The 23,029-nt window shown below is 63.1% G+C and carries 23 protein-coding genes and 1 tRNA gene; 22 read left to right on the top strand and 2 right to left on the bottom strand.

Annotated features, from left to right (window positions below):
* Nucleotides 1-28: 28 nt before the first annotated feature.
* The 22 genes from pnp (at nt 29) to ACFOPI_RS05590 (ending at nt 20,489) form a co-directional block, all read left to right on the top strand.
* On the top strand, nt 29-2,158 hold the full coding sequence (gene pnp, locus ACFOPI_RS05485; protein ID WP_382171864.1) for a polyribonucleotide nucleotidyltransferase: 2,130 nt from the start codon (nt 29-31) through the stop codon (nt 2,156-2,158).
* A gap of 19 nt (nt 2,159-2,177) precedes the next feature.
* Complete coding sequence (locus tag ACFOPI_RS05490) at nt 2,178-3,167, top strand: NAD(P)H-quinone oxidoreductase (protein WP_382173063.1); 990 nt, start codon at nt 2,178-2,180, stop codon at nt 3,165-3,167.
* 19 nt (nt 3,168-3,186) lie between these two features.
* The gene (gene tpiA, locus ACFOPI_RS05495; RefSeq protein WP_382171866.1) at nt 3,187-3,930 is read left to right on the top strand and encodes a triose-phosphate isomerase; all 744 of its coding nucleotides are present in this window, start codon (nt 3,187-3,189) and stop codon (nt 3,928-3,930) included.
* A 32-nt stretch (nt 3,931-3,962) separates the two neighbouring features.
* The gene (gene secG, locus ACFOPI_RS05500) at nt 3,963-4,358 is read left to right on the top strand and encodes a preprotein translocase subunit SecG (RefSeq protein WP_382171869.1); all 396 of its coding nucleotides are present in this window, start codon (nt 3,963-3,965) and stop codon (nt 4,356-4,358) included.
* A gap of 156 nt (nt 4,359-4,514) precedes the next feature.
* Nucleotides 4,515-4,599 (top strand) — tRNA-Leu (locus tag ACFOPI_RS05505).
* A gap of 49 nt (nt 4,600-4,648) precedes the next feature.
* Nucleotides 4,649-5,008: an NADH-quinone oxidoreductase subunit A gene (locus ACFOPI_RS05510; RefSeq protein ID WP_066150062.1), complete on the top strand. Its 360-nt coding sequence runs from the start codon at nt 4,649-4,651 to the stop codon at nt 5,006-5,008.
* Nucleotides 5,009-5,035: 27 nt separating this feature from the next.
* Nucleotides 5,036-5,515: a NuoB/complex I 20 kDa subunit family protein gene (locus ACFOPI_RS05515; protein WP_066150065.1), complete on the top strand. Its 480-nt coding sequence runs from the start codon at nt 5,036-5,038 to the stop codon at nt 5,513-5,515.
* A gap of 32 nt (nt 5,516-5,547) precedes the next feature.
* Nucleotides 5,548-6,162 (top strand): NADH-quinone oxidoreductase subunit C, encoded by a 615-nt coding sequence (locus ACFOPI_RS05520; RefSeq protein ID WP_382171872.1) that lies wholly within the window; start codon nt 5,548-5,550, stop codon nt 6,160-6,162.
* 2 nt (nt 6,163-6,164) lie between these two features.
* Nucleotides 6,165-7,418: an NADH-quinone oxidoreductase subunit D gene (locus ACFOPI_RS05525; protein WP_382171873.1), complete on the top strand. Its 1,254-nt coding sequence runs from the start codon at nt 6,165-6,167 to the stop codon at nt 7,416-7,418.
* On the top strand, nt 7,415-7,948 hold the full coding sequence (gene nuoE / locus ACFOPI_RS05530; protein WP_382171875.1) for an NADH-quinone oxidoreductase subunit NuoE: 534 nt from the start codon (nt 7,415-7,417) through the stop codon (nt 7,946-7,948). Before ACFOPI_RS05525 ends, nuoE begins: the two co-directional genes overlap by 4 nt.
* Entirely contained in the window at nt 7,945-9,312 is a 1,368-nt protein-coding gene (gene nuoF, locus ACFOPI_RS05535; protein ID WP_382171877.1) for an NADH-quinone oxidoreductase subunit NuoF, read from the top strand. Before nuoE ends, nuoF begins: the two co-directional genes overlap by 4 nt.
* A 13-nt stretch (nt 9,313-9,325) precedes the next feature.
* Nucleotides 9,326-11,452: an NADH-quinone oxidoreductase subunit NuoG gene (nuoG, locus tag ACFOPI_RS05540; protein ID WP_382171880.1), complete on the top strand. Its 2,127-nt coding sequence runs from the start codon at nt 9,326-9,328 to the stop codon at nt 11,450-11,452.
* Entirely contained in the window at nt 11,449-12,531 is a 1,083-nt protein-coding gene (gene nuoH, locus ACFOPI_RS05545) for an NADH-quinone oxidoreductase subunit NuoH (RefSeq protein ID WP_382171883.1), read from the top strand. Before nuoG ends, nuoH begins: the two co-directional genes overlap by 4 nt.
* Before the next feature lie 15 nt (nt 12,532-12,546).
* A complete protein-coding gene (gene nuoI / locus ACFOPI_RS05550; RefSeq protein ID WP_066150086.1) occupies nt 12,547-13,056 on the top strand; it encodes an NADH-quinone oxidoreductase subunit NuoI in 510 nt (169 codons plus the stop codon).
* 19 nt (nt 13,057-13,075) lie between these two features.
* On the top strand, nt 13,076-13,714 hold the full coding sequence (locus tag ACFOPI_RS05555) for an NADH-quinone oxidoreductase subunit J (RefSeq protein ID WP_382171885.1): 639 nt from the start codon (nt 13,076-13,078) through the stop codon (nt 13,712-13,714).
* Nucleotides 13,711-14,028 (top strand): NADH-quinone oxidoreductase subunit NuoK, encoded by a 318-nt coding sequence (gene nuoK, locus ACFOPI_RS05560; protein ID WP_066150092.1) that lies wholly within the window; start codon nt 13,711-13,713, stop codon nt 14,026-14,028. The genes ACFOPI_RS05555 and nuoK overlap by 4 nt, the downstream gene beginning before the upstream one ends.
* Nucleotides 14,029-14,032: 4 nt before the next feature.
* The gene (gene nuoL, locus ACFOPI_RS05565) at nt 14,033-16,075 is read left to right on the top strand and encodes an NADH-quinone oxidoreductase subunit L (RefSeq protein WP_382171888.1); all 2,043 of its coding nucleotides are present in this window, start codon (nt 14,033-14,035) and stop codon (nt 16,073-16,075) included.
* A gap of 13 nt (nt 16,076-16,088) precedes the next feature.
* Entirely contained in the window at nt 16,089-17,564 is a 1,476-nt protein-coding gene (locus ACFOPI_RS05570; RefSeq protein WP_382171890.1) for an NADH-quinone oxidoreductase subunit M, read from the top strand.
* A 35-nt stretch (nt 17,565-17,599) separates the two neighbouring features.
* A complete protein-coding gene (gene nuoN / locus ACFOPI_RS05575; RefSeq protein WP_382171893.1) occupies nt 17,600-19,108 on the top strand; it encodes an NADH-quinone oxidoreductase subunit NuoN in 1,509 nt (502 codons plus the stop codon).
* Entirely contained in the window at nt 19,105-19,407 is a 303-nt protein-coding gene (locus ACFOPI_RS05580; RefSeq protein ID WP_382171895.1) for a DUF2818 family protein, read from the top strand. Before nuoN ends, ACFOPI_RS05580 begins: the two co-directional genes overlap by 4 nt.
* Before the next feature lie 9 nt (nt 19,408-19,416).
* Nucleotides 19,417-20,013 carry an NUDIX domain-containing protein gene (locus ACFOPI_RS05585; protein ID WP_382171897.1) on the top strand — a complete coding sequence of 199 codons (597 nt, stop codon included), beginning with the start codon at nt 19,417-19,419 and terminating at the stop codon, nt 20,011-20,013.
* 8 nt (nt 20,014-20,021) lie between these two features.
* A complete protein-coding gene (locus ACFOPI_RS05590; protein WP_382171900.1) occupies nt 20,022-20,489 on the top strand; it encodes a DUF1178 family protein in 468 nt (155 codons plus the stop codon).
* 39 nt (nt 20,490-20,528) lie between these two features.
* Here the strand turns inward: ACFOPI_RS05590 and ACFOPI_RS05595 are convergent, their stop codons facing one another.
* Complete coding sequence (locus ACFOPI_RS05595) at nt 20,529-21,857, bottom strand: Glu/Leu/Phe/Val family dehydrogenase (protein WP_382171903.1); 1,329 nt, start codon at nt 21,855-21,857, stop codon at nt 20,529-20,531.
* A 133-nt stretch (nt 21,858-21,990) separates the two neighbouring features.
* Nucleotides 21,991-22,968, bottom strand: coding sequence for a dipeptidase (locus tag ACFOPI_RS05600; protein WP_382171906.1), 978 nt, complete (start codon nt 22,966-22,968; stop codon nt 21,991-21,993).
* Nucleotides 22,969-23,029 lie beyond the last annotated feature (61 nt).

Genomic DNA, 23,029 nt, shown 5'->3' on the forward strand with positions numbered 1-23,029 from the left:
ACAGGCGCCCATCCAACAGGAGAGACACATGACCATGTTCAACAAAGTCACCAAGACGTTCCAGTGGGGCCAGCACACGGTCCGCATGGAAACCGGCGAGATCGCCCGCCAGGCCAGCGGCGCCGTGCTGCTGGACATGGACGGCACCGTGGTGCTGGCCACCGTCGTTGCCAAGAAGGACGCGAAGGCTGGCCAGGACTTCTTCCCCCTGACCGTCGACTACCTCGAAAAGTCCTATGCCGCCGGCAAGATTCCGGGCAGCTTCTTCAAGCGCGAAGGCCGTCCCTCCGAGTACGAAACCCTGACCAGCCGCCTGATCGACCGCCCGATCCGCCCGCTGTTTCCGGACGGTTTCTTCAACGAAGTGCAGGTGGTCATCCACACCGTGTCGCTGAACCCGGAAGTGGACGCCGACATCGCCGCCATGATCGCCACCTCGGCTGCGCTCTCGATCTCCGGCATTCCGTTCAACGGCCCGATCGGTGCTGCCCGCGTGGGCTACATCAACGGCCAGTACGTGCTCAACCCCGGCCAGACCGAGCGCCAGAACAGCCAGATGGACCTGGTGGTCGCCGGCACGCAAGCCGCCGTGCTGATGGTCGAATCCGAAGCCGAGCAACTGTCTGAAGAGGTCATGCTGGGCGCCGTGGTGTTCGGTCACGAGCAGGGCAACATCGCCATCGCTGCCATCAACGAACTGGTGCGCGACGCCGGCAAGCCCGAGTGGACCTGGCAAGCCCCGGCCAAGAACGAGCCGCTGATCGCCAAGGTCGAAGCCCTGGGCAAGGCCAAGCTCGAAGCCGCCTACCAGATCCGCAACAAGCAGGCCCGCACCCAGGCCTGCCGCGAAGCCTATGCCGCCGTGATGGACGGCCTGAAGGCCGAAGGCGTGGAGTTCGACAGCGTGGCCGTCGAAGGCCTGCTGTTCAACATCGAAGCCTCCATCGTGCGCGGCCAGATCCTGGCCGGCGAGCCCCGCATCGACGGTCGTGACACCCGCACCGTGCGCGCCATCGAAATCCGCAACAGCGTGCTGCCGCGCACCCACGGCTCGGCCCTGTTCACCCGTGGTGAAACCCAGGCCCTGGTGATTGCCACGCTGGGCACCGACCGCGACGCGCAGCGCATTGACGCCCTGTCCGGCGACTTCGAAGACCGCTTCATGCTGCACTACAACATGCCTCCGTTCGCCACCGGCGAAACCGGTCGCGTGGGCAGTCCCAAGCGCCGCGAAATCGGGCACGGCCGTCTGGCCAAGCGCGCCCTGGTGGCTGCGCTGCCGAGCAAGGAAGACTTCCCCTACACCATCCGCGTGGTGTCCGAAATCACCGAATCCAACGGCTCCTCGTCGATGGCTTCCGTCTGCGGCGGCTGCCTGGCGCTGATGGATGCTGGTGTGCCGATGAAGGCGCACGTGGCTGGCATCGCCATGGGGCTGATCAAGGAAGGCAACCGCTTTGCCGTGCTGACCGACATCCTGGGTGACGAGGACCACCTCGGCGACATGGACTTCAAGGTGGCCGGCACCACCAACGGCATCACCGCCCTGCAGATGGACATCAAGATCCAGGGCATCACCAAGGAAATCATGCAGGTCGCCCTGGCCCAGGCCAAGGAAGCGCGCATGCACATCCTGGGCAAGATGCAGGACGCCATGGGCGAAGCCAAGACGGAAATCTCCAACTTCGCGCCGCGCCTGTACACCATGAAGATCAACCCGGAGAAGATCCGTGACGTGATCGGCAAGGGCGGCGCCACCATCCGTGCCCTGACCGAAGAAACCGGCACCCAGATCGACATCGGCGAAGACGGCACCATCACCATCGCCTCCACCGACGGCGCCAAGGCCGAAGAAGCCAAGCGCCGCATCGCCGAGATCACGGCGGAAGTGGAAGTGGGCAAGGTCTATGAAGGCCCGATCACCAAGATCCTGGACTTCGGCGCCTTGGTCAACCTGCTGCCCGGCAAGGACGGCCTGCTGCACATCAGCCAGATCGCCCATGAGCGCGTCGAGAAGGTCACCGATTACCTGCAGGAAGGCCAGATCGTCAGGGTCAAGGTGCTCGAGACCGACGAAAAGGGGCGCGTCAAGCTGTCCATGAAGGCGCTGCTGGACCGCAATGGCGGTGGCGAGCAGGCTCAGCAACAGCAGCAATAAGCCGCTGTCGTTGACGGTGATGCAAGCGGTCGAAATCAGCGCCTTCGGCGCACCCGAGGTCCTGCGCCTGGCGGAGCGCCCGGTGCCGGTCGCGGGTGCCGGCGAGGTGCTGATCCGCGTGCGCGCTTCGGGCGTCAATCGACCTGACGTGCTGCAACGCAGTGGAAGCTATCCACCACCCCCGGGTGCTTCGGACCTGCCGGGTCTGGAAGTGGCCGGGGTCATCGAGTCGGGTGATGCCGATGCGATGGCGCAGGCGGGTTTCAAGGTAGGTGATCGCGTCTGTGCACTGGTGGCCGGTGGCGGCTACGCCGAGTACTGCATCGCACCTGTGGGCCAGTGCCTGCCGGTGCCGGCAGGTTTCGATGATGTGCAGGCTGCCGCGCTGCCTGAGACCTTTTTCACCGTCTGGAGCAATGTGTTCGACCGTGGCCGCCTGCAGGCTGGTGAAACCCTGCTGGTGCAGGGTGGCACGAGCGGCATCGGCGTGACCGCGATCCAGCTGGGCAAGGCTTTCGGCGCGACCGTGATCGTCACAGCCGGCAGCGACGATAAGTGTGCCGCCTGCAAAGACCTCGGTGCTGACCACGCCGTCAACTACCGCACGCAGGACTTTTCGGCGGTGGCCAAAGAGTTGACGGGCGGGCAGGGAGTGAACGTGGTCCTCGACATGGTGGCGGGCGACTATGTTGCTCGTGAGGTCGAGTGTCTGGCCGAGGATGGACGCCTGGTGATCATCGCGGTGCAGGGTGGTGTCAAGGCCGGCTTCAACGCCGGGCTCGTGCTGCGTCGCAGGCTGGTGATCACCGGGTCCACGCTGCGTCCGCGTCCGGTGGTTTTCAAAGCGGCCATCGCCGCCTCGCTTCGTGAGAGGGTCTGGCCTTTGCTGGAGCAGGGGCTGGTCAAGCCGGTGATTCACAGCACGTTCCCGGCAGCCCGTGCGTCCGAAGCCCACGCACTGATGGAGTCCAACCGGCACGTCGGCAAGATCGTGCTGACTTGGGCCTGATCCTATTTCGGAGACTGAGATGAGCAAGAAACTGATCGCCGGCAACTGGAAGATGAACGGCAGTCTGGCGGCCAACGAAGCCTTGGTCCAGGCCATGCTGGCGGGCATCGGTCAGCCCTCGGCCGAGGTTGCACTGTGCGCACCTGCGCCCTATCTGGCCCAGTTGCAGGCGCTGCTGCAAGGCAGCCCGATTGCTTGGGGTTCGCAGGATGTGTCTTCCCACGAACAGGGGGCGTACACCGGCGAGATCAGCGTGGCCATGCTCAAGGACTTTGGGTGTCGCTATGCCATCGTTGGTCACAGCGAGCGCCGCCAGTATCACGGTGAGACCGACGAGGTCGTGGCCACCAAGGCCCAGCGCGCCCTGTCGGCTGGCATCACACCCATCGTTTGCGTCGGTGAAACCCTGGCCGAGCGGGAAGCGAACGAGACGGAGTCGGTGGTCAAGCGCCAACTGGCGGCGGTGATCCACGCCGTGGGCCATTGCATCACCGAAATCGTGGTGGCCTACGAACCCGTGTGGGCCATCGGCACCGGAAAGACGGCTACGCCGGAAATGGCGCAGGCGGTGCACGCCGTTCTGCGGGCCCAATTGGCCGCCGCCACCACGAACCCCAAGAGGGTGCACATCCTCTACGGTGGCAGCATGAATGCGGCCAACGCAGCCAGCCTGCTGGCCCAGCCCGACATTGACGGCGGCCTGATCGGCGGAGCATCCCTCAAGGCCGCAGACTTCCTGCAGATCGTCGCCGCGGCTGGCTGACGATCATCCCCTCACGCATTTTCGGAGCAGACATGAACGTTTTGATGACCATCCTCCAAGCTGTCCAGATCCTTGCCGCCATCGGCATGATCGGCTTGATCCTCATGCAGCATGGCAAAGGCGCTGATGCCGGTGCCGCCTTTGGCGGTGGTGCGGGTTCGGCGAGTTTGTTTGGGGCGTCTGGAGGTGCCAACTTTCTTTCGCGCACCACCGCAGTCCTCGCCGGGGTCTTCCTGACCTGTACTCTGGGTCTGGCCTACTTCGGCAACCTGGTTCCGACGACGGCGCGTTCGGGAAGCGTGTTGGAGGGCGTCGTGCCCGCGACGCAGACTCCGGCAGATGCAACTGCTCCGGTCGGTGCTCCCGCCGCGCCGGCTGAGACCCCGGCTGCACCGGCCACCGGGGCGGCGCAGATTCCCGGCAAGTAACTGCCCGGAAGGTGGGCGCGGTCGCTCTGGAGTGAGCATGGCGGCTGCCCCGAAAAAGCCCGGGAATTCTCGAAAACCCGGATCGTTTCAGGGTAAACTCTATGGGTTGTCGAGAACGCTCACACCAGCCCTCGTGAGCCAGACAATGCAGACCCAGCCGACGTGGTGAAATTGGTAGACACGCTATCTTGAGGGGGTAGTGGCGAAAGCTGTGCGAGTTCGAGTCTCGCCGTCGGCACCAGACAAAGGTAGGCAGGGCCATCAGGCCCTGCGCATGGAACCGACCCACGATGAGTCTCGAACAATATCTCCCCGTGCTCTTGTTCATCCTGGTCGGTCTTGCCGTAGGCGTGATACCCCAGGCGCTGGGCTACATCCTGGGGCCAAATCGGCCTGATCCAGAAAAAAACTCCCCTTACGAATGCGGTTTCGAGGCTTTCGAAGACGCGCGCATGAAGTTCGATGTCCGCTACTACCTGGTGGCCATCCTCTTCATTCTCTTTGATCTTGAAATCGCGTTTCTGATTCCCTGGGCGGTGGCGCTGACGGACATCGGTTCAACCGGCTTCTGGGTGGGTGTGATCTTCCTGATCGATCTGCTGGTTGGGTTTGTCTACGCCTGGAAGATCGGCGCCCTGGACTGGGAATGATGCGCCTGCTGGCGCAGTGGAGCACACATGATTGAAGGTGTCCTGAAAGAAGGCTTCATCACCACGAGCTACGACTCGGTGGTGAACTGGGCCAAGACCGGATCTCTCTGGCCGATGACCTTTGGTCTGGCCTGCTGCGCCGTCGAGATGATGCATGCCGCTGCAGCGCGGTACGACATCGGTCGCTTTGGAGCCGAGGTGTTCCGAGCCAGTCCCCGTCAGTCTGATCTGATGATTGTGGCTGGCACCCTGTGCAACAAAATGGCGCCTGCTCTGCGCAAGGTGTACGACCAGATGGCCGAGCCCCGTTGGGTGTTGTCCATGGGGTCTTGCGCCAATGGTGGTGGCTACTACCACTACAGCTATTCCGTCGTACGTGGCTGTGACCGTATCGTGCCGGTGGATGTCTATGTGCCGGGCTGTCCGCCGACGGCCGAGGCGCTGATCTACGGGATCATCCAGCTGCAGCAGAAGATCCGTCGCACCAACACGATTGCCCGCGCCTGACTGGTGCCAGGACTGAGTCAGAAAGACGGCCCATGAGCGACACAGCTTTCTCCATCCCTGCCGAGACCATTGCTGCCCAAGTGGGCCAACTGCTCGGCGAGCGCGCGCGGTCTGTCACCACAGATCGTGGTGAGGTCACCTTGGTGGTGGCGGCATCCGAGTACCTTGAGGTCATGCAGACCTTGCGTGATGCGCCGCAAACGCGCTTCGAACAGCTCATCGATCTGTGTGGAATCGACTACTCCACCTACGGCGATGGCCGGTGGGAGGGGGCTCGCTTTGCCGTGGTCGTCCATCTCCTGTCGGTGAGTCTCAACCAGAGGCTGCGCGTGCGTGTGTTCTGCTCGGAAGACGATTTTCCGGTGGTGGCATCGGTGTCAGGCCTCTGGTCGGCAGCCAACTGGTATGAGCGTGAGGCCTTCGACCTGTACGGCATCGTGTTCGAAGGCCACAACGATCTGCGCCGAATCCTGACCGACTATGGCTTCATCGGTCACCCATTCCGCAAGGACTTTCCGCTGTCGGGGCATGTCGAGATGCGATACGACGCCGAGCGTCAGCGCGTAGTCTACGAGCCGGTGACGATCGAGCCTCGCGAAATCACACCCCGCGTGATCCGTGAAGACAACTACGGCGGGCTGCATTGATCATGGCTGAAATCAAGAACTACACCCTGAACTTCGGTCCGCAGCACCCTGCAGCACACGGTGTGCTGCGTCTGGTGCTGGAGCTTGACGGCGAGGTGGTGCAGCGTGCCGATCCGCACATCGGGTTGCTGCACCGAGCCACCGAGAAGCTGGCCGAGCACAAGACCTTCATCCAGTCGCTGCCATACATGGACCGTCTCGACTACGTGTCCATGATGTGCAACGAACACGCCTATTGCCTGGCCATCGAGAAGCTGCTGGGCATCGAAGTGCCAATCCGTGCGCAGTACATCCGGGTGATGTTCAGCGAGATCACCCGTTTGCTGAATCACCTGATGTGGCTCGGCTCGCACGGCAACGACTGTGGCAGTTCGACCATCCTGATCTACGCGTTCCGCGAGCGGGAAGATCTGTTCGACATGTACGAGGCTGTATCTGGTGCGCGCATGCACGCAGCCTACTTCCGTCCGGGTGGCGTCTATCGCGACCTGCCGGACACCATGCCGCAATACCGACACAGCAAGATCCGCAACGCCAAGGCGATGGCGGAGTTGAACCAGAACCGCCAGGGCTCGCTGCTCGACTTCATCGACGACTTCACGCGGCGGTTCCCGACCTACCTGGCGGAGTACCACACGCTGCTGACCGACAACCGGATCTGGAAGCAGCGCACGGTGGGCATTGGTGTTGTCAGCCCTGAACGTGCCCTCAACCTGGGCATGACCGGACCCATGCTCCGCGGTTCCGGTATCGCCTGGGACCTGCGCAAGAAGCAGCCGTACGACGTGTACGACAAGATGGACTTCGACATCCCGGTCGGCAAGACCGGCGACACCTACGACCGCTACCTCGTCCGCATGGAAGAGATGAAGCAGTCCAACCGCATCATCAAGCAGTGTGTGGACTGGCTGCGTGCCAATCCGGGCCCGGTGATCACCGACAACCACAAGGTGGCGCCGCCATCGCGCGAGTCGATGAAGTCCAGCATGGAAGAGCTGATCCACCATTTCAAGCTCTTCACCGAAGGCTTCCACGTGCCCGAAGGCGAGGCCTACGCCGCCGTCGAGCATCCCAAGGGTGAGTTCGGCATCTACCTGGTGAGCGACGGCGCCAACAAGCCGTATCGGCTGAAGATCCGCGCCCCTGGCTTCACGCACCTGTCCACGCTGGACGAAATGGCCAAGGGTCACATGCTGGCCGACGCGGTGGCCATCATTGGCACGATGGACATCGTTTTTGGAGAGATTGACCGATGATCTCGACCCCCGCAAACCACGGTCCTGTGACGGCCATGGAGCTGTCCGAGGCCACCAAGGCGCGCTTTGCCCGTGAAGTGGCCAAGTACCCTGCCGAGCAGGCGCAGTCTGCCGTGATGGCCTGCCTGTCGATCGTGCAGCAGGAGCAAGGCTACGTCAGCCATGCTGCCGAGCAGGCGATTGCCGACTACCTGGGTATGCCGGTGATGGCCGTCCACGAAGTGACGACCTTCTACAACATGTACAACCAGCGGCCGGTGGGCAAGTTCAAGCTCAACGTCTGCACCAACCTGCCGTGCCAGCTGCGCGATGGATACACCGCGCTGCACCACCTGGAAAAGAAACTGGGCATCACCATGGGCGAGACCACGGCGGACGGCCTGTTCACGCTGCAGCAAAGTGAATGCTTGGGTGCCTGTGCCGATTCGCCTGTGATGCTGGTGAACGACCGCCACATGTGCAGCTTCATGAGCAATGAAAAGCTGGACCAGCTGATCGACGGCCTCAAGGCCGCGGAGGGCAAACAATGAACGCCCAGCAAGTGCTCGCTCAGTTCGCCGCCACGGGCGTACAGACCTGCTTCCACGGGCGCCACATCGAGCCTCAGATCTACAAGGACCTGAATGGCAGCAACTGGTCCATCAAGGACTATGAGGCCCGCGGCGGCTATCAGGCCCTGCGCAAGGTGCTGGGCATGGATGGTTCGGCGCCGAATCCCGAAACCGGTGCCGTGGGCATGACCCAGGATCAGGTGATCGCGACCGTCAAGGAGTCCGCACTGCGTGGTCGTGGCGGCGCCGGTTTTCCTTCCGGCTTGAAGTGGAGCTTCATGCCGCGCCAGTTCCCGGGCCAGAAGTACCTGGTCTGCAACTCGGACGAGGGCGAGCCCGGCACCTGCAAAGACCGCGACATCCTCATGTACAACCCGCACATCGTCATTGAGGGCATGGCGATCGCGGCGTATGCCATGGGAATCAACGTCGGATACAACTACATCCACGGTGAGATCTTCGAGGTCTATGAGCGCTTCGAAGCAGCTCTTGAAGAAGCCCGTGCCGCCGGCTACCTGGGCAACAACATCATGGGCTCGAACTACTCGTTCCAGCTCCATGCCCACCATGGTTTCGGCGCCTACATCTGCGGTGAAGAAACGGCGCTGCTCGAATCGCTGGAAGGCAAGAAGGGGCAGCCCCGCTTCAAGCCGCCGTTCCCAGCCAGCTTCGGTCTCTACGGCAAACCGACCACGATCAACAACACCGAGACCTTCGCGGCGGTGCCCTGGATCATCCGCAATGGTGGGCAGGCCTACCTAGAATGCGGCAAGCCCAACAACGGTGGTACCAAGATCTTCTCGGTCAGCGGGGATGTCAATCTGCCGGGCAACTACGAAGTCCCCATGGGTACGCCGTTTGCCAAGCTGCTCGAACTGGCTGGCGGTGTGCGCACCGGCCGGCAGCTCAAGGCGGTGATTCCTGGCGGATCGTCCTCCCCGGTGCTGCCCGCGTCCATCATCATGGACTGCACGATGGACTACGACTCCATCAGCAAGGCCGGCTCCATGCTGGGCTCGGGTGCTGTGATCGTGATGGACGACACCCGCTGCATGGTCGAGTCGCTCAAGCGCCTGTCCTACTTCTACATGCACGAGTCCTGCGGTCAGTGCACGCCTTGCCGTGAAGGAACGGGCTGGCTCTGGCGACTGGTGGACAAGATCCAGCGCGGTGAGGCCAAGCCGGCCGACATGGACCTGCTGGACAACGTGGCCGAGAACATCATGGGCCGCACGATCTGCGCCCTGGGTGATGCAGCGGCCATGCCGGTGCGCGCCATGCTCAAACACTTCCGTCACGAGTTCGCGGCCATGATCAAGGCCGACACCGCGACCTCTGCCTGATCCGGAACACAACATGGTTGAAATCGAACTCGACGGCCAGAAGGTCGAAGTGCCCCCGGGCAGCATGGTCATGCATGCGGCCGAGAAGGCCGGCACCTACATCCCTCACTTCTGCTATCACAAGAAGCTCTCCATCGCCGCCAGCTGCCGCATGTGCCTGGTCGAAGTGGAGAAGGCGCCCAAGCCCATGCCTGCCTGCGCCACGCCGGTGACCATGGGCATGATCGTGCGTACCAAGTCCGACAAGGCCATCAAGGCCCAGAAGTCGGTCATGGAGTTCCTGCTGATCAACCACCCGCTGGACTGCCCGATCTGCGACCAGGGCGGCGAGTGCCAGTTGCAGGACTTGGCCGTCGGCTACGGTGGTGGTGCCTCTCGCTACGAAGAAGAGAAGCGCGTGGTGTTCCACAAGAACGTGGGCCCGCTGATCTCTATGGAAGAGATGAGCCGCTGCATCCACTGCACCCGCTGCGTGCGTTTCGGCCAGGAAATCGCCGGCGTGATGGAGCTGGGCATGTCCCACCGCGGAGAACACGCTGAGATTGAGACGTTTGTCGGTCAGTCCGTGGACTCCGAGCTGTCGGGCAACATGATCGACATCTGCCCGGTGGGTGCGCTCACCAGCAAACCCTTCCGCTACAGCGCCCGCACCTGGGAGCTTTCGCGCCGCAAGAGCGTGAGCCCGCACGACTCGACGGGCGCCAATCTGATTGTTCAGGTCAAGAACCACCAGGTGATGCGCGTGGTCCCGCTGGAGAACGATGCCGTCAACGAATGCTGGATTGCCGATCGCGACCGCTTCTCGTACGAGGCCCTCAACGGTGAAGACCGCCTGACCCAGCCCATGCTCAAGCAGGGTGGCGAATGGAAGACCGTGGACTGGCAGACCGCCCTGGAATACGTGGCCAACGGCCTCAAGGGCGTCAAGGACCAGCACGGTGCTGCGGCCATCGGTCTGTTGGCCAGTCCGCACAGCACGGTTGAGGAACTGTCTCTGGCCGGAGCCCTGGTGCGTGGCCTTGGCAGCGAAAACATCGACAGCCGTCTGCGGCATGCCGATTTCGGCAACGCAGCACCGGCCGGTCAGGCCCGTTGGCTAGGGCGTCCGATTGCCGAGCTGTCGCAGTTGCAGCGCGTGCTGGTCGTGGGCTCCAACCTGCGCAAGGACCACCCCCTGTTTGCCCAGCGCATCCGCCAGGCGGCCCGCAAGGGATGCCAGGTCAATGTGCTGGCGGCGCAGACTCCGGACTGGGCCATGTCGCTGAAGAACGTGCTGCTCGCCGACAGCAGTGTCTGGGTCAGTGCTCTGGCCGGAGTCGCCGCCGCTGTCGCTGCGGAAGCCGGCGTGCAACCGCCCGTTGCCGGCAGCATCACTGACGAGGCCCGTGCGGTGGCAAAGTCCCTGCTGGGGGGCGAACAGAAGGCCGTCCTTCTGGGCAACGCCGCTGCTCATCACGAAAAGGCCGCCAGCCTGCTGGCACTCGCCAACTGGATTGCTCAGCAAACAGGCGCAACAGTGGGTTACCTTACTGAAGCCGCCAACACCGTTGGAGCGCAACTGGTGCGTGCCGTGCCCGGGCAGGGTGGCCTCAATGCCGCGCAGATGCTCGATGGGCAGCTGAAGGCTGCCATTCTCCTTAACACAGAACCGGCCTTTGACAGCGCCAAAGGTGCCGAAGGACTGAAGTCCGCCGACATGGTGGTCACGCTCAGCCCCTTCAAAGCGAACATGGACATCAGCGACGTGTTGTTGCCCATTGCGCCTTTCACGGAAACCTCCGGGTCCTTCGTCAACGCGGAAGGCCGTCTGCAAAGTTTCCATGCGGTGGTGCGTCCGCTGGGCGACACGCGCCCGGCGTGGAAAGTGCTGCGCGTGCTCGGCAATCTGATGGGTTTGCCCGGGTTCGATGCCGACACCTCGCAAGCGGTGCTGGCCGCGGCTTTGCCAGGCGTGGCGGGCGGATCGCTGATCGCGGCCTCCCGTCTCAGCAATACCGATGCTGGTGTGGGGCCGGCTGCTGCCGACCAGTCGCCCGCCCAGACGATCCCATGCGTGGCGCCGATCTACCAGCTTGACGGGCTGGTGCGCCGCGCCACCTCGCTGCAACTCACGAGCGACGCCCGAGGAGCCCGCGCATGATCGACGCGATGTACAACGGAGGCCTTGGCCTCATCAACGCTTCTTGGTGGACCACGGCGGCCTGGCCAGTTATCTGGAGCCTGCTCAAGATCGTGGCGGTGGTGGCCCCGCTGATGGGGGCCGTGGCTTACCTGACCCTGTGGGAGCGCAAGCTGCTGGGTTTCATGCAGGTGCGCTTTGGCCCGAACCGTGTCGGTCCCGCCGGGCTGCTTCAGCCCATCGCCGATGCCGTCAAACTGCTCACCAAGGAGCTGATCAACCCCACCGCTGCCAGCAACGGGCTGTTCCGCCTGGGGCCCATCATGGCCATCATGCCGGCCCTTGCCGCGTGGGTGGTGGTGCCTTTTGGCCCCGAAGCGGTGATCGCCAACATCAATGCCGGCCTGTTGGTCATTCTGGCCATCACGTCGATCGAGGTCTACGGCGTGATCATTGCTGGCTGGGCCTCGAACTCCAAGTACGCCTTTCTCGGAGCGCTGCGCGCCTCTGCCCAGATGGTCAGCTACGAAATCGCCATCGGTTTCTGCTTCCTGGTGGTCGTGATGACCGCAGGCAGTCTGAACCTGGGTGACATCGTGGCGTCGCAGGCCAAGGGTCATGGCGTGAACATGGGTCTGGACTTCCTGTCCTGGAACTGGCTCCCGCTGCTGCCCATTTTTCTGGTCTACCTGATTTCTGGTGTGGCCGAAACCAATCGGCACCCGTTCGACGTGGTCGAGGGCGAAGCGGAAATCGTGGCCGGCCATATGGTCGAGTACTCGGGCATGGGCTTTGCCATCTTCTTCCTGGCCGAGTACGCCAGCATGTGGCTGGTGTCCATCCTGGCGGTGGTGATGTTCCTCGGCGGCTGGTTGCCCCCGATCGACAGCGCCCTGTTCAACTGGATTCCGGGCTGGATCTGGCTGGGTGCCAAGACCTTCTTCGTGGTGTCCCTGTTCATCTGGATCCGCGCCACCTTCCCCCGTTTCCGCTACGACCAGATCATGCGTCTGGGCTGGAAGATCTTCATTCCCGTCACGCTGGTCTGGCTGCTGCTCGTCGGCGGCCTGATGCAGACCTCGTGGAACCTCTGGAAATAAGCAAGGCGACCGATCATGTCCACCTCCGCCGTTGCCCCCTTTTCGTTGAGCGACTTTTTCAAGAGCTTCATGTTGCTGGAGCTCTTCAAGGGCATGGCTCTGACCGGCCGCTACGCCCTGCGTCGCAAGGTCACGGTCCAGTTCCCCGAAGAAAAGACCCCGCTGTCTCCTCGCTTCCGCGGTCTCCATGCCCAGCGCCGCTACGAGAACGGCGAAGAGCGCTGCATTGCCTGCAAGCTGTGCGAGGCAGTATGCCCCGCCATGGCGATCACCATCGAAGCGGGTGAGCGCGAAGACGGGACCCGCCGCACCACCCGGTACGACATCGATCTGACCAAGTGCATCTTCTGCGGTTTCTGCGAAGAGGCCTGCCCGGTCGATGCGATCGTCGAGACCCAGATTCTGGAGTACCACGGCGAAAAGCGCGGGGACCTGTACTTCACCAAAGAAATGCTGCTGGCTGTCGGAGACCGCTACGAGCCTGAGATCGCAGCTGCCAAGGCGGCGGACGCGAAGTACCGTTGAGCCGGCGAAAGACAACACCATGGACTACCAGACCGGCTTTTTCTATTTGTTCGCGGCGGTGATGCTGTTCGCCGCCTACCGCGTCATCACGGCGCGCAACCCGGTGCACGCCGTGCTGTTCCTGATGCTGGCGTTCTCCCAGGCATCTGGCCTGTGGCTGCTGCTCAAAGCCGAGTTTCTCGGGCTGACCCTGGTGCTCGTGTACCTGGGTGCGGTCATGGTGCTGTTCCTGTTCGTCGTCATGATGCTGGACATCAAGCTCGACGGAGATCGTTGGGGGTTCTGGCAGAACTTCCCCCTGGCGGCCACGCTGGGTGCGCTCGTGGCTGCCGAGCTGATCACCGTGCTGTGGGTCGGCTTTCCGAACATGGTGGCGCCGGTGGTGGCACAGGCCGCCGAGGTGTCGAACACGAAGGCCCTCGGCACGCTGATGTACACCGAGTACCTGTACCCGGTCGAGATTGCCGCGGTGATCCTGCTGGTGGCCATGTTCGCGGCCATCGCACTCACGCTGCGCAAGCGCAAGGACAGCAAGGCCATTGATCCGGGACTGCAGGTTCGCGTGCGCGCTGCAGACCGGCTGGTGGTGGTGCCTATGGCTGCAACCAAAACACCTGCTGCCGCCAGCGCAGTTGCCGCGGAGGAGGGCAAAGTATGAGCTTCACCAGTCTGTCTCTGGGCCACTTCCTGTCGGTGGGCGCGATCCTGTTCGCGCTGTCCGTCATCGGTATCTTCCTGAACCGCAAGAACATCATCGTGTTGCTGATGGCCATCGAGCTGATGCTGCTGGCGGTCAACATGAACTTTGTCGCGTTCTCCCACTACCTTGGAGACCTGCACGGGCAGGTGTTTGTGTTCTTCATCCTGACGGTGGCCGCCGCCGAGTCGGCCATTGGCCTGGCCATTCTGGTGCTGTTGTTCCGCAGCAAGTCCACAGTCAGCGCCGAAGAACTCAACACCCTCAAGGGTTAAGAACATGAGCACCACCCTTTCCGCAACGACCTTGCTGGCCGTGCCGCTGGCGCCGCTGGTCGGCTCGGCCCTCGCCGGCATTCTGGGCACCACGTTCGGTGGCAACCTGATCGGCCGCCGCGCCTCGCACTCTCTGACGATTCTGGGTGTGCTGGTGGCGTTCATCATTTCCGCCATGACGCTCAAGAGCGTGGCGCTGGACGGCGCCCGCTTCAATGAGACCATCTACGAGTGGATGGTGGTCGGTGGTCTCAAGATGGAGATCGGTTTTCTCGTCGACGGCCTGACCGCCATGATGATGTGCGTGGTGACCTTCGTCTCGTTGATGGTCCACCTCTACACCATCGGCTACATGGACGAGGACGCCGGCTACAACCGCTTTTTTGCCTACATCTCGCTCTTCACCTTCTCCATGCTGATGCTGGTGATGAGCAACAACCTACTGCAGCTGTTCTTCGGCTGGGAGGCGGTGGGTCTGGTCTCTTACCTGCTGATCGGTTTCTGGTTCAACAAGCCCACGGCCATTTTCGCCAACATGAAGGCCTTCCTGGTCAATCGGGTCGGTGACTTCGGCTTCATCCTGGGCATCGGCCTGATCGTGGCCTATGGCGGCACGCTGAACTACAGCGAGGTGTTTGCCAAGGCACCCGAGCTGGCCAAGCTGGGCTTTCCCGGCACCGACTGGATGCTGGTCACTGTCATCTGCATCTGCCTGTTCATCGGTGCCATGGGCAAGTCGGCCCAGTTTCCGCTGCACGTCTGGCTGCCGGACTCGATGGAAGGCCCGACACCCATTTCCGCACTGATCCACGCCGCCACCATGGTGACGGCCGGCATCTTCATGGTCTCGCGCATGTCGCCTCTGTTCGAGCTGTCGGACACCGCGTTGAACTTCATCATGGTGATCGGTGCCATCACGGCGCTGTTCATGGGTTTCCTGGGCATCATCCAGAACGACATCAAGCGCGTCGTGGCTTATTCCACGCTCTCGCAGCTGGGCTACATGACTGTCGCGCTTGGTGCTTCGGCATACTCGGTGGCGGTCTTCCACCTGATGACCCACGCCTTCTTCAAGGCATTGCTGTTCCTGGCCGCTGGCTCGGTGATCATGGGTCTGCACCACAACCAAGACATCCGCTGGATGGGCGGCGTGCGCAAGTACATGCCCATCACTTGGATCACGTCCCTGCTGGGCACCCTGGCGCTGATCGGCACGCCGCTGTTCGCCGGCTTCTACTCCAAGGACGCGATCATCGAGGCGGTGCATTTCAGCAACTTGCCGGCGGCCGGTTTTGCCCACTTCGCGGTGCTGGCGGGGGTGTTCGTGACCTCCTTCTATTCGTTCCGCCTGTACTTCCTTGTGTTCCACGGCAAGGAGCGCTATGACCAGAATCCGGACGCCCACCATGGGCACGATGACCACCACGCTCACGACGACCATGGTCATGGCCACCACGGCGATGGCAAGCCGCACGAAACGCCGTGGGTCGTGACCGTGCCGCTGCTGCTGCTCGCCATTCCTTCGGTGGTGATCGGCTTCCTGACCATCCAGCCCATGTTGTTCGGTGACTTCCTCAAGGATGCCATCACGATTAACTCGGCCGCACACCCCGCGGTGGCGAAGTTCGCAGAAGAGTTCCACGGGCCCCTGGCCATGGCTCTGCACGCCTTCTCCACCGCACCGTTCTGGCTGGCGCTCGCCGGTGCCGTGACGGCCTGGTACATGTACCTGGTCAACCCAGCGGTTCCTGCTGCCATCGGCCGTGCGCTCAAGCCGATCATCAAGGTTCTCGAGAACAAGTACTACATGGACTGGTTCAACGAAAACGTGCTGGCCCGGGGTGCGCGTGCTCTGGGCACGGGCCTCTGGAAGGGCGGCGACCAGGGCGTGATCGAGACCGGTGTGGTCAACGCCAGCTGGAAGATTGTGGGTGGCTTTTCGTCGGTGGTCCGTGGCTTTCAGAGCGGTTACCTGTACCACTACGCGCTGCTGATGATCGTGGGCGTGTTCCTGTTCATGACGTATTTCGTGTGGCTCGCCAAATAAGGAGAACAAGAAGATGGGTTTGCTGAGCCTCGCGATCTGGGCACCAATCCTCTTTGGTGTCGTGTTGCTGGCCCTCGGTCGGGACGACCAGGCCAATATGGTTCGCTGGATCGCGCTGTTGGGTGCGCTGGTCTCGCTGGCCGTGACGATTCCGCTCTACGCCGGTTTCGAGCTGGGCACGGCTGCGATGCAGTTCGTGGAGAAGATGCCCTGGATCGAGCGCTTCAACATCCACTACCACCTGGGTGTGGACGGTATCTCCTTGTGGCTGGTGCTGCTGACTGCCTTCATCACGGTGATCGTGGTGCTGGCCGGCTGGGAGGTGATCACTGAGCGCGTGAACCAGTACATGGGCGCGTTCCTTATCCTGTCGGGCCTGATGATCGGCGTCTTTTCCGCTCTGGACGGCATGCTGTTCTACGTGTTCTTCGAGGCCACGCTGATTCCGATGTACCTGATCATCGGCATCTGGGGTGGTCCGAACAAGATCTACGCGGCCTTCAAGTTCTTCCTGTACACCCTCATGGGCTCGCTGCTGATGCTGGTGGCCCTGATCTACCTGTACAACCAGTCGGGTGGCAGTTTCGATCTGGCGGCTTGGCACAAGCTGCCGCTGGGCAGCACCGCTCAAACCTTGCTGTTCTTCGCTTTCTTTGCCGCCTTCGCTGTGAAGGTGCCGATGTGGCCGGTGCACACCTGGCTGCCCGACGTGCACGTCGAGGCTCCTACCGGTGGTTCGGCCGTGCTGGCCGCCATCATGCTCAAGCTGGGTGCCTACGGCTTCCTGCGTTTCTCTCTGCCCATCCTGCCCGATGCCTCCCACCAGTGGGCTTGGCTGATCATCACGCTGTCGCTCGTGGCGGTCATCTACGTTGGCCTGGTGGCCATGGTGCAGAAGGACATGAAGAAGCTGGTGGCCTATTCGTCGGTGGCGCACATGGGCTTCGTGACGCTGGGCTTCTTTGTCTTCAGCGACATGGGTGTGTCCGGCGCCATCGTTCAGATGATTGCCCACGGCTTCGTCTCGGCCGCCATGTTCCTCTCGATCGGTGTGCTGTACGACCGCGTGCACTCGCGCAACATCGCCGACTATGGCGGCGTGGTCAACACCATGCCGAATTTCGCCGCGTTCGCGCTGTTGTTCACCATGGCGAACTGCGGTCTTCCGGGCACCGCGGGCTTCGTGGGCGAGTGGATGGTGATTCTGGCAGCGGTGAAGGCCAACTTCTGGATCGGTGCCGCCGCGGCATCTGCCTTGATCTTCGGCGCAGCCTACTCGCTCTGGATGTACAAGCGCGTGTACCTGGGTTCGGTGGGCAACCACCATGTCAAGGAGCTCACCGACATCGGGCGCCGCGAGTTCCTGATCATGGCGCTGCTGGCCGTCGCTGTGCTGTACATGGGCGTGCATCCGAAGCCGTTCACCGACGTGATGGATGCGTCGGTGGCAGAGCTGCTGCGCCATGTCGCCATCTCCAAGCTGCCCTGATTGCTGCCTGAGCCTACACACGAACGAGTCTTCACATGATTGATCAACTCAGCTTGGTGGCGGTGTACCCCGAGATCTTCCTGTTGGTGATGACCTGCGTGATTTCGCTGGTCGACCTGACCGTCAAGTCACCGACCCGTCGCCCCACCTATCTGCTCACCCTGCTCACACTGGCCTGCGTGGCCTTCCTGCAGGGAAAGAACGCCCTGGCCGGTCACTCGATCAGCGGCTTCGGCGGCATGATCGTGAGCGATCCGATGGGTCTGTGGCTCAAGTGTTTTGCCGCTATCGCCATGTTCGTCACCCTGGTCTATGGCCGCGACTACGCCTCCAGCCGCGACATGCTGCGTGCAGGCGACCTGTTCACGCTGTCGCTGTACGCGCTGCTGGGCATGTTCGTGATGATCTCCGGGCACAACTTCCTGGTGATCTATCTCGGCCTCGAGTTGTTGACCCTGTCGAGTTATGCACTGGTGGCCCTGCGCCGAGACGATGGCAAGGCCATCGAAGCGGCCATGAAGTACTTTGTGCTCGGTGCGCTGGCCAGCGGTTTCCTGCTTTATGGCCTGTCGCTGGTCTATGGCGCCACCGCCTCGCTGGATGTGGCCGAGGTGATGAAAGCCATTGCCGGTGGCCCCGAAACCCTCAAGGGCTCGTCCCAAGTGCTGATGCTGGGTCTGGTGTTCGTGGTGGCCGGTCTGGCGTTCAAGTTGGGCGTGGTGCCCTTCCACATGTGGGTGCCCGACGTTTACCACGGCGCCCCCACTGCGATCACGCTGATGGTGGGCGGTGCGCCGAAATTGGCCGCGTTCGCCATCGTGATCCGCTTGCTGGTCGAGGGCATGGCGCCGCTGGCGGTGGACTGGCAGCAGATGCTGGCGGTGCTCGCGGTGGCTTCCTTGCTGATCGGCAACCTGGCCGCCATTGCACAGACCAACCTCAAGCGCATGCTGGCGTTCTCCACGATTGCCCAGATGGGCTTCATGCTGCTGGGCCTGCTGGCCGGTGTGGTGCATGGGGACAAGGGGTTGGACACGGGCAACATGGTCAACGCCTACAGCGCGACGATGTTCTATGTCATCACCTATGTGCTGACCACCTTGGGCACCTTCGGCGTGATCCTGCTGCTCTCGCGCGATGGCTTCGAGTCCGACGAGATCGGTGATCTGGCGGGCCTGAACCAGCGCAGCCCGCTCTATGCGGGTGTGATGGCTGTGTGCATGTTCTCTCTGGCTGGTGTTCCGCCGCTGGTGGGCTTCTACGCCAAGCTGTCGGTGCTGCAGGCCTTGCTCGCGTCCTCCCAGCCGGTCTACATCGGCCTGGCGGTGTTTGCCGTGGTCATGTCGTTGATCGGCGCCTTCTACTACCTGCGCCTGGTCAAGGTCATGTACTTCGACGCGCCCACGCAAACCGCTGGCATCACCGCCGGCATGGACGTGCGCTCGGTGTTGTCGGTCAACGGTGCGCTGGTTCTGGTGCTGGGCGTGGTCCCAGGCGGTCTGATGGCCCTGTGTGCGCAGGCCATTGCCTCGCTTCTCGCGTGAGCCCTTCGGTTTCTGTCTGGGTGGTGTTGCTGGCGGCCGTGCTGGCCGCCAACCTGCCATTTTTCAACCAGCGCTGGTTCGGGGTGGTGCCGCGTTCGGCGCCCAAGTCCCTGGGCGTTCATCTGTTGGAGCTGGTGGTTTGTTACGGCCTGGTGGGAGCACTCGGCTTGGCGCTTGAGAAGGCCGATGGCCAGATCTACCCCCAGGGGTGGGAGTTCTATGCCACCACGGCCGCCCTGTTCCTCACTCTGGCCTTCCCCGGGTTTGTCTACCGCTATCTGTACAAGCGCCACGGTTAAGGATGCTCGATGAGCCAGGATGCCCACCTGCGTGAAGAGCCTGTCGCTCGCATCGAGTTGCTCAAGGGGCACTTCCTGCATGTCGTGCGAGACACCGTCCGTCTGCCTTCTGGGCAAGAGGCGACGCGCGAGTATGTGCTGCACCCCGGCGCGGTGATGGTGATCGGCTTGCTCGACGACGGGCAGGTGATCATGGAGCGGCAGTTCCGACACCCGATGCGCAGCGTCATTGTCGAGTTCCCGGCCGGCAAGCTGGACCCAGGGGAGGGCAGTCTGGCTTGCGCCCAGCGCGAACTGGCAGAAGAGACGGGATACAGGGCCACGGAATGGGCGTTTGCGGGAAGGCTGGCACCGACCATCGCCTACTCCGACGAAATCATTGACATCTGGTTCGCCCGAGGGCTGTCGCAGGGCGAGCGCCGGTTGGATGAGGGCGAATTCCTGGACGTGTTCAACGCCACGCCCGACGAAGTGAGTGGCTGGTGCCGCGATGGCAGCATCATTGATTGCAAGACGCTGGTCGGTGCCCTCTGGCTGCAGAACGTGTTGTCGGGCGTGTGGTCTCTGGACTGGACAGGGCGCATGCCCGCCGACGTCGCACGATAATTTTTCCCATGAAGGTTCTGAACCTGCAATGCGCGCACCAGCACGATTTTGAAGGCTGGTTCGCTTCCGAAGGTGACTTCCATCAGCAGTTGGAACGTGGGCTGCTGAGCTGCCCGCTGTGTGGTGATGCGCAGGTGCGCAAGATGCTGTCGGCGCCTAGGCTCAACCTCGGGCGCACGCGTGAAGAGGCTCCCGTGGCAACATCTGCCAGCGACGGCATGGTCGAGATGGGGCGTACCGCACCCGGTTCGGAACTGCAGGGCCGCCTGTTGCGTGCCGTGCGCGAGCTGATGAGCAAGACAGAGGATGTCGGCGAGCGTTTCGCCGATGAGGCGCGCGCCATGCACCATGGGGAACTGGCGCAGCGCAACATCCGTGGCCGCACCACACCCGAGGTGGCGATGGAGCTTATCGAAGAGGGCATCGACGTGATGCCCCTTCCTGCCATGCCGGCCCTGAAAGAAACGCTGCAATGAAAAAGCCCCGCGACGCGGGGCTTTTTCATGGTGGGCAGATCAGGGGTACAGACCGCGCAGGTCGCGTGCATGCAGGATGCGCTTGCAGGCCACAATGAAGGTGGCGGTGCGCAGACTGACCTTGTTCTCTTCGGCCACCTGCCAAACCGCTGCGAACGCGCCCTTCATGATGCGCACCAGGCGCTCGTTGATCTCGTCCTCGCTCCAGAAGAAGCTGGAGAAGTCCTGCACCCACTCGAAGTAGCTCACGGTCACGCCGCCAGCGTTGGCGATCACGTCGGGCAGCACCAGGATGCCGCGGTCGTGCAGGATGTCGTCGGCCTGGGGCGTGGTCGGGCCGTTGGCGCCTTCGATGATCATCTTGGCCTGGATGCGGCCGGCGTTGGCTTCGGTGATCTGCTGTTCCAGTGCCGCAGGAATCAGGATCTCGCAGGGCACGCCCCAGAAAGCGTCGTTGTCGATCACTTCGCCACCGGTGAACCCGGCGACCGAGCCGACCCGGGCCACGTGGGCGAGCAGGGCGGGCACGTCCAGGCCAGACTCGCGGTAGACGGTGCCACCATGGTCCTGTACCGCGACGATCTTGGCGCCGGCTTCGGCAAACAGCTTGCCGGCGACGCCGCCGACGTTGCCGAAGCCCTGCACAGCGACGCGGGCTTTGGAGATGTCCAGGCCGATGTGCTTGGCGGCTTCGACGCCCACCGTGAACACGCCGCGGCCGGTGGCTTCACGGCGGCCCAGTGAGCCGCCGAGATCGACCGGCTTGCCGGTGACCACGCCGGTGGCGGTGGCACCCTCGTTCATCGAGTAGGTGTCCATCATCCAGGCCATCACCTGTTCGTTGGTGTTGACGTCGGGTGCCGGGATGTCCTTGGTCGGGCCGATGATGATGCCGATCTCGCTGGTGTAGCGCCGGGTCACGCGCTCAAGTTCACCGATCGACAGCTGGCGTGGGTCGACGCGGATGCCGCCCTTGGCGCCACCATAGGGCACGTTGACCGCCGCGTTCTTGATCGACATCCAGGCCGACAGCGCCATCACCTCGGACAGGGTCACGTTCTGGTGGAAGCGAACGCCGCCCTTGCCCGGGCCGCGGCTGGTGTTGTGCTGCACGCGGTAGCCTTCGAAGTGGGCCACGGTGCCGTCGTCCAGGTGGATCGGCACGTCGACGATCAATGTGCGCTTGGGTCGCTTGAGTGTGTCGACCCAGCGGGCAAGGCTGCCGAGGTAGGGCGCGACGCGGTCGACCTGTTGCAGGTAGATGCCCCAGGGGCCGAGATTGCTAGGGTCCAGGTAGGAAGGCAAGGCGTTGGTGAAGGCTGCCGGGCTGTTGGCCGCGGCGCCAGCCGGGTGCGGTGCTTGTGACATGTGCGAGGTGTCCTTGTGGGTTGTCTCATCGTTCCACGGTGGAGCCGATGGGCGGGACTGTACGGACCGCCTGCCTCTGCTGTCCAAGGCCGAGTTGCCATTCCTTTATGCGCCAGATGCATAACCTGGGGTTTCAGCCGACTGACCGTTCCCAGACCTGCCGGGCCACCCGCGCCATGTTTCCACCGACGATGCCGTCGATGTCGGCGTCGGCCATGCCCACCGCGCGCAGGGCTTCGGGCAGCTGTTTCCAGGTGTCGACCGGCGCATACCGCATCTGCCGGATGCCTTGACCGTAGCCTGCACTGGCGGGCCACCAGTGCCCCGTATCAAAGGGCGGGGGCGGGTCGTCGTCGAGGCCGGGTTCGCCAAAGCCGATGTCCAGGCCTAGCCCGACGTGCCGGGTCCCAACGAGCTCGGCGACGTGCAGCAGGTGGCGCACGATGTCGTTCGCGGTGGGCGATTCGACGCCGAGAAAACGGGAGACACCGGAGATGCACACCACGCCGCCTGTAGCGGCGCAGGCGCGGATCTGTTCGTCGGTGATGTTGCGGCCGTGTTCGACCAGGGTCAGCGGATTGGCGTGGCTGAACACTACCGGCCGGGCCGAGTGGGCCATGATGTCCAGGGTGGTGCGGCGCTCGGTGTGCGAGCAGTCGATGATCACGCCCGCTGCGTTCATCGCTTCAACCATCCGGCGCCCCAGCGCGGTCAGGCCCTGCGGTGTGTCGTGGCAGCCGCCCGCCACGCTGTTGTTGCGGTTGTAGGCGAAGTGGATCTGGCGCACGCCGAGGTCGCGGTACAGCGCCACCATCTCCGGCCGCTCCAGCAGCGGCAGTGCGCCTTCAAGGTCGAAGCCGACCGCGAGTTTTCCCTCGTGACGCGCGCGTTCGATGTCGGCTACCGTGTCCGGCAGGAGGTATCGATCAGGTGCTGCAAGCAGCCGGGCGCGAAACGCGGCGATCACCGGCAGGATCTGCGACAGCGGGTTCATGTCCATGCCCACATTGATGCTCACGTAGTGCACGCCCGCGGTGCGGTAGTGCTCCAGTGGTGCAAAACTGGCGTCGGGGTGCAGGGGCAGGCAGGTGTGGGCTTCCCAGCGAATCATGGGGTTCCTTGGTGGAGGTGGCGCTTTCAGCGAGGCGGCGCGAGATGGCACCGATTTTGCA

The sequence above is a fragment of the Hydrogenophaga luteola genome (genome assembly GCF_042648585.1).
Lineage (GTDB): Bacteria > Pseudomonadota > Gammaproteobacteria > Burkholderiales > Burkholderiaceae_C > Hydrogenophaga > Hydrogenophaga luteola.

Coding starts and splice junctions, on each gene's coding strand:
- pnp (WP_382171864.1), top strand. CDS start 29: ATGACCATGTTCAACAAAGTCACCAAGACGTTCCAGTGGGGCCAGCAC.
- ACFOPI_RS05490 (WP_382173063.1), top strand. CDS start 2,178: ATGCAAGCGGTCGAAATCAGCGCCTTCGGCGCACCCGAGGTCCTGCGC.
- tpiA (WP_382171866.1), top strand. CDS start 3,187: ATGAGCAAGAAACTGATCGCCGGCAACTGGAAGATGAACGGCAGTCTG.
- secG (WP_382171869.1), top strand. CDS start 3,963: ATGAACGTTTTGATGACCATCCTCCAAGCTGTCCAGATCCTTGCCGCC.
- ACFOPI_RS05510 (WP_066150062.1), top strand. CDS start 4,649: ATGAGTCTCGAACAATATCTCCCCGTGCTCTTGTTCATCCTGGTCGGT.
- ACFOPI_RS05515 (WP_066150065.1), top strand. CDS start 5,036: ATGATTGAAGGTGTCCTGAAAGAAGGCTTCATCACCACGAGCTACGAC.
- ACFOPI_RS05520 (WP_382171872.1), top strand. CDS start 5,548: ATGAGCGACACAGCTTTCTCCATCCCTGCCGAGACCATTGCTGCCCAA.
- ACFOPI_RS05525 (WP_382171873.1), top strand. CDS start 6,165: ATGGCTGAAATCAAGAACTACACCCTGAACTTCGGTCCGCAGCACCCT.
- nuoE (WP_382171875.1), top strand. CDS start 7,415: ATGATCTCGACCCCCGCAAACCACGGTCCTGTGACGGCCATGGAGCTG.
- nuoF (WP_382171877.1), top strand. CDS start 7,945: ATGAACGCCCAGCAAGTGCTCGCTCAGTTCGCCGCCACGGGCGTACAG.
- nuoG (WP_382171880.1), top strand. CDS start 9,326: ATGGTTGAAATCGAACTCGACGGCCAGAAGGTCGAAGTGCCCCCGGGC.
- nuoH (WP_382171883.1), top strand. CDS start 11,449: ATGATCGACGCGATGTACAACGGAGGCCTTGGCCTCATCAACGCTTCT.
- nuoI (WP_066150086.1), top strand. CDS start 12,547: ATGTCCACCTCCGCCGTTGCCCCCTTTTCGTTGAGCGACTTTTTCAAG.
- ACFOPI_RS05555 (WP_382171885.1), top strand. CDS start 13,076: ATGGACTACCAGACCGGCTTTTTCTATTTGTTCGCGGCGGTGATGCTG.
- nuoK (WP_066150092.1), top strand. CDS start 13,711: ATGAGCTTCACCAGTCTGTCTCTGGGCCACTTCCTGTCGGTGGGCGCG.
- nuoL (WP_382171888.1), top strand. CDS start 14,033: ATGAGCACCACCCTTTCCGCAACGACCTTGCTGGCCGTGCCGCTGGCG.
- ACFOPI_RS05570 (WP_382171890.1), top strand. CDS start 16,089: ATGGGTTTGCTGAGCCTCGCGATCTGGGCACCAATCCTCTTTGGTGTC.
- nuoN (WP_382171893.1), top strand. CDS start 17,600: ATGATTGATCAACTCAGCTTGGTGGCGGTGTACCCCGAGATCTTCCTG.
- ACFOPI_RS05585 (WP_382171897.1), top strand. CDS start 19,417: ATGAGCCAGGATGCCCACCTGCGTGAAGAGCCTGTCGCTCGCATCGAG.
- ACFOPI_RS05590 (WP_382171900.1), top strand. CDS start 20,022: ATGAAGGTTCTGAACCTGCAATGCGCGCACCAGCACGATTTTGAAGGC.
- ACFOPI_RS05595 (WP_382171903.1), bottom strand. CDS start 21,857: ATGTCACAAGCACCGCACCCGGCTGGCGCCGCGGCCAACAGCCCGGCA.
- ACFOPI_RS05600 (WP_382171906.1), bottom strand. CDS start 22,968: ATGATTCGCTGGGAAGCCCACACCTGCCTGCCCCTGCACCCCGACGCC.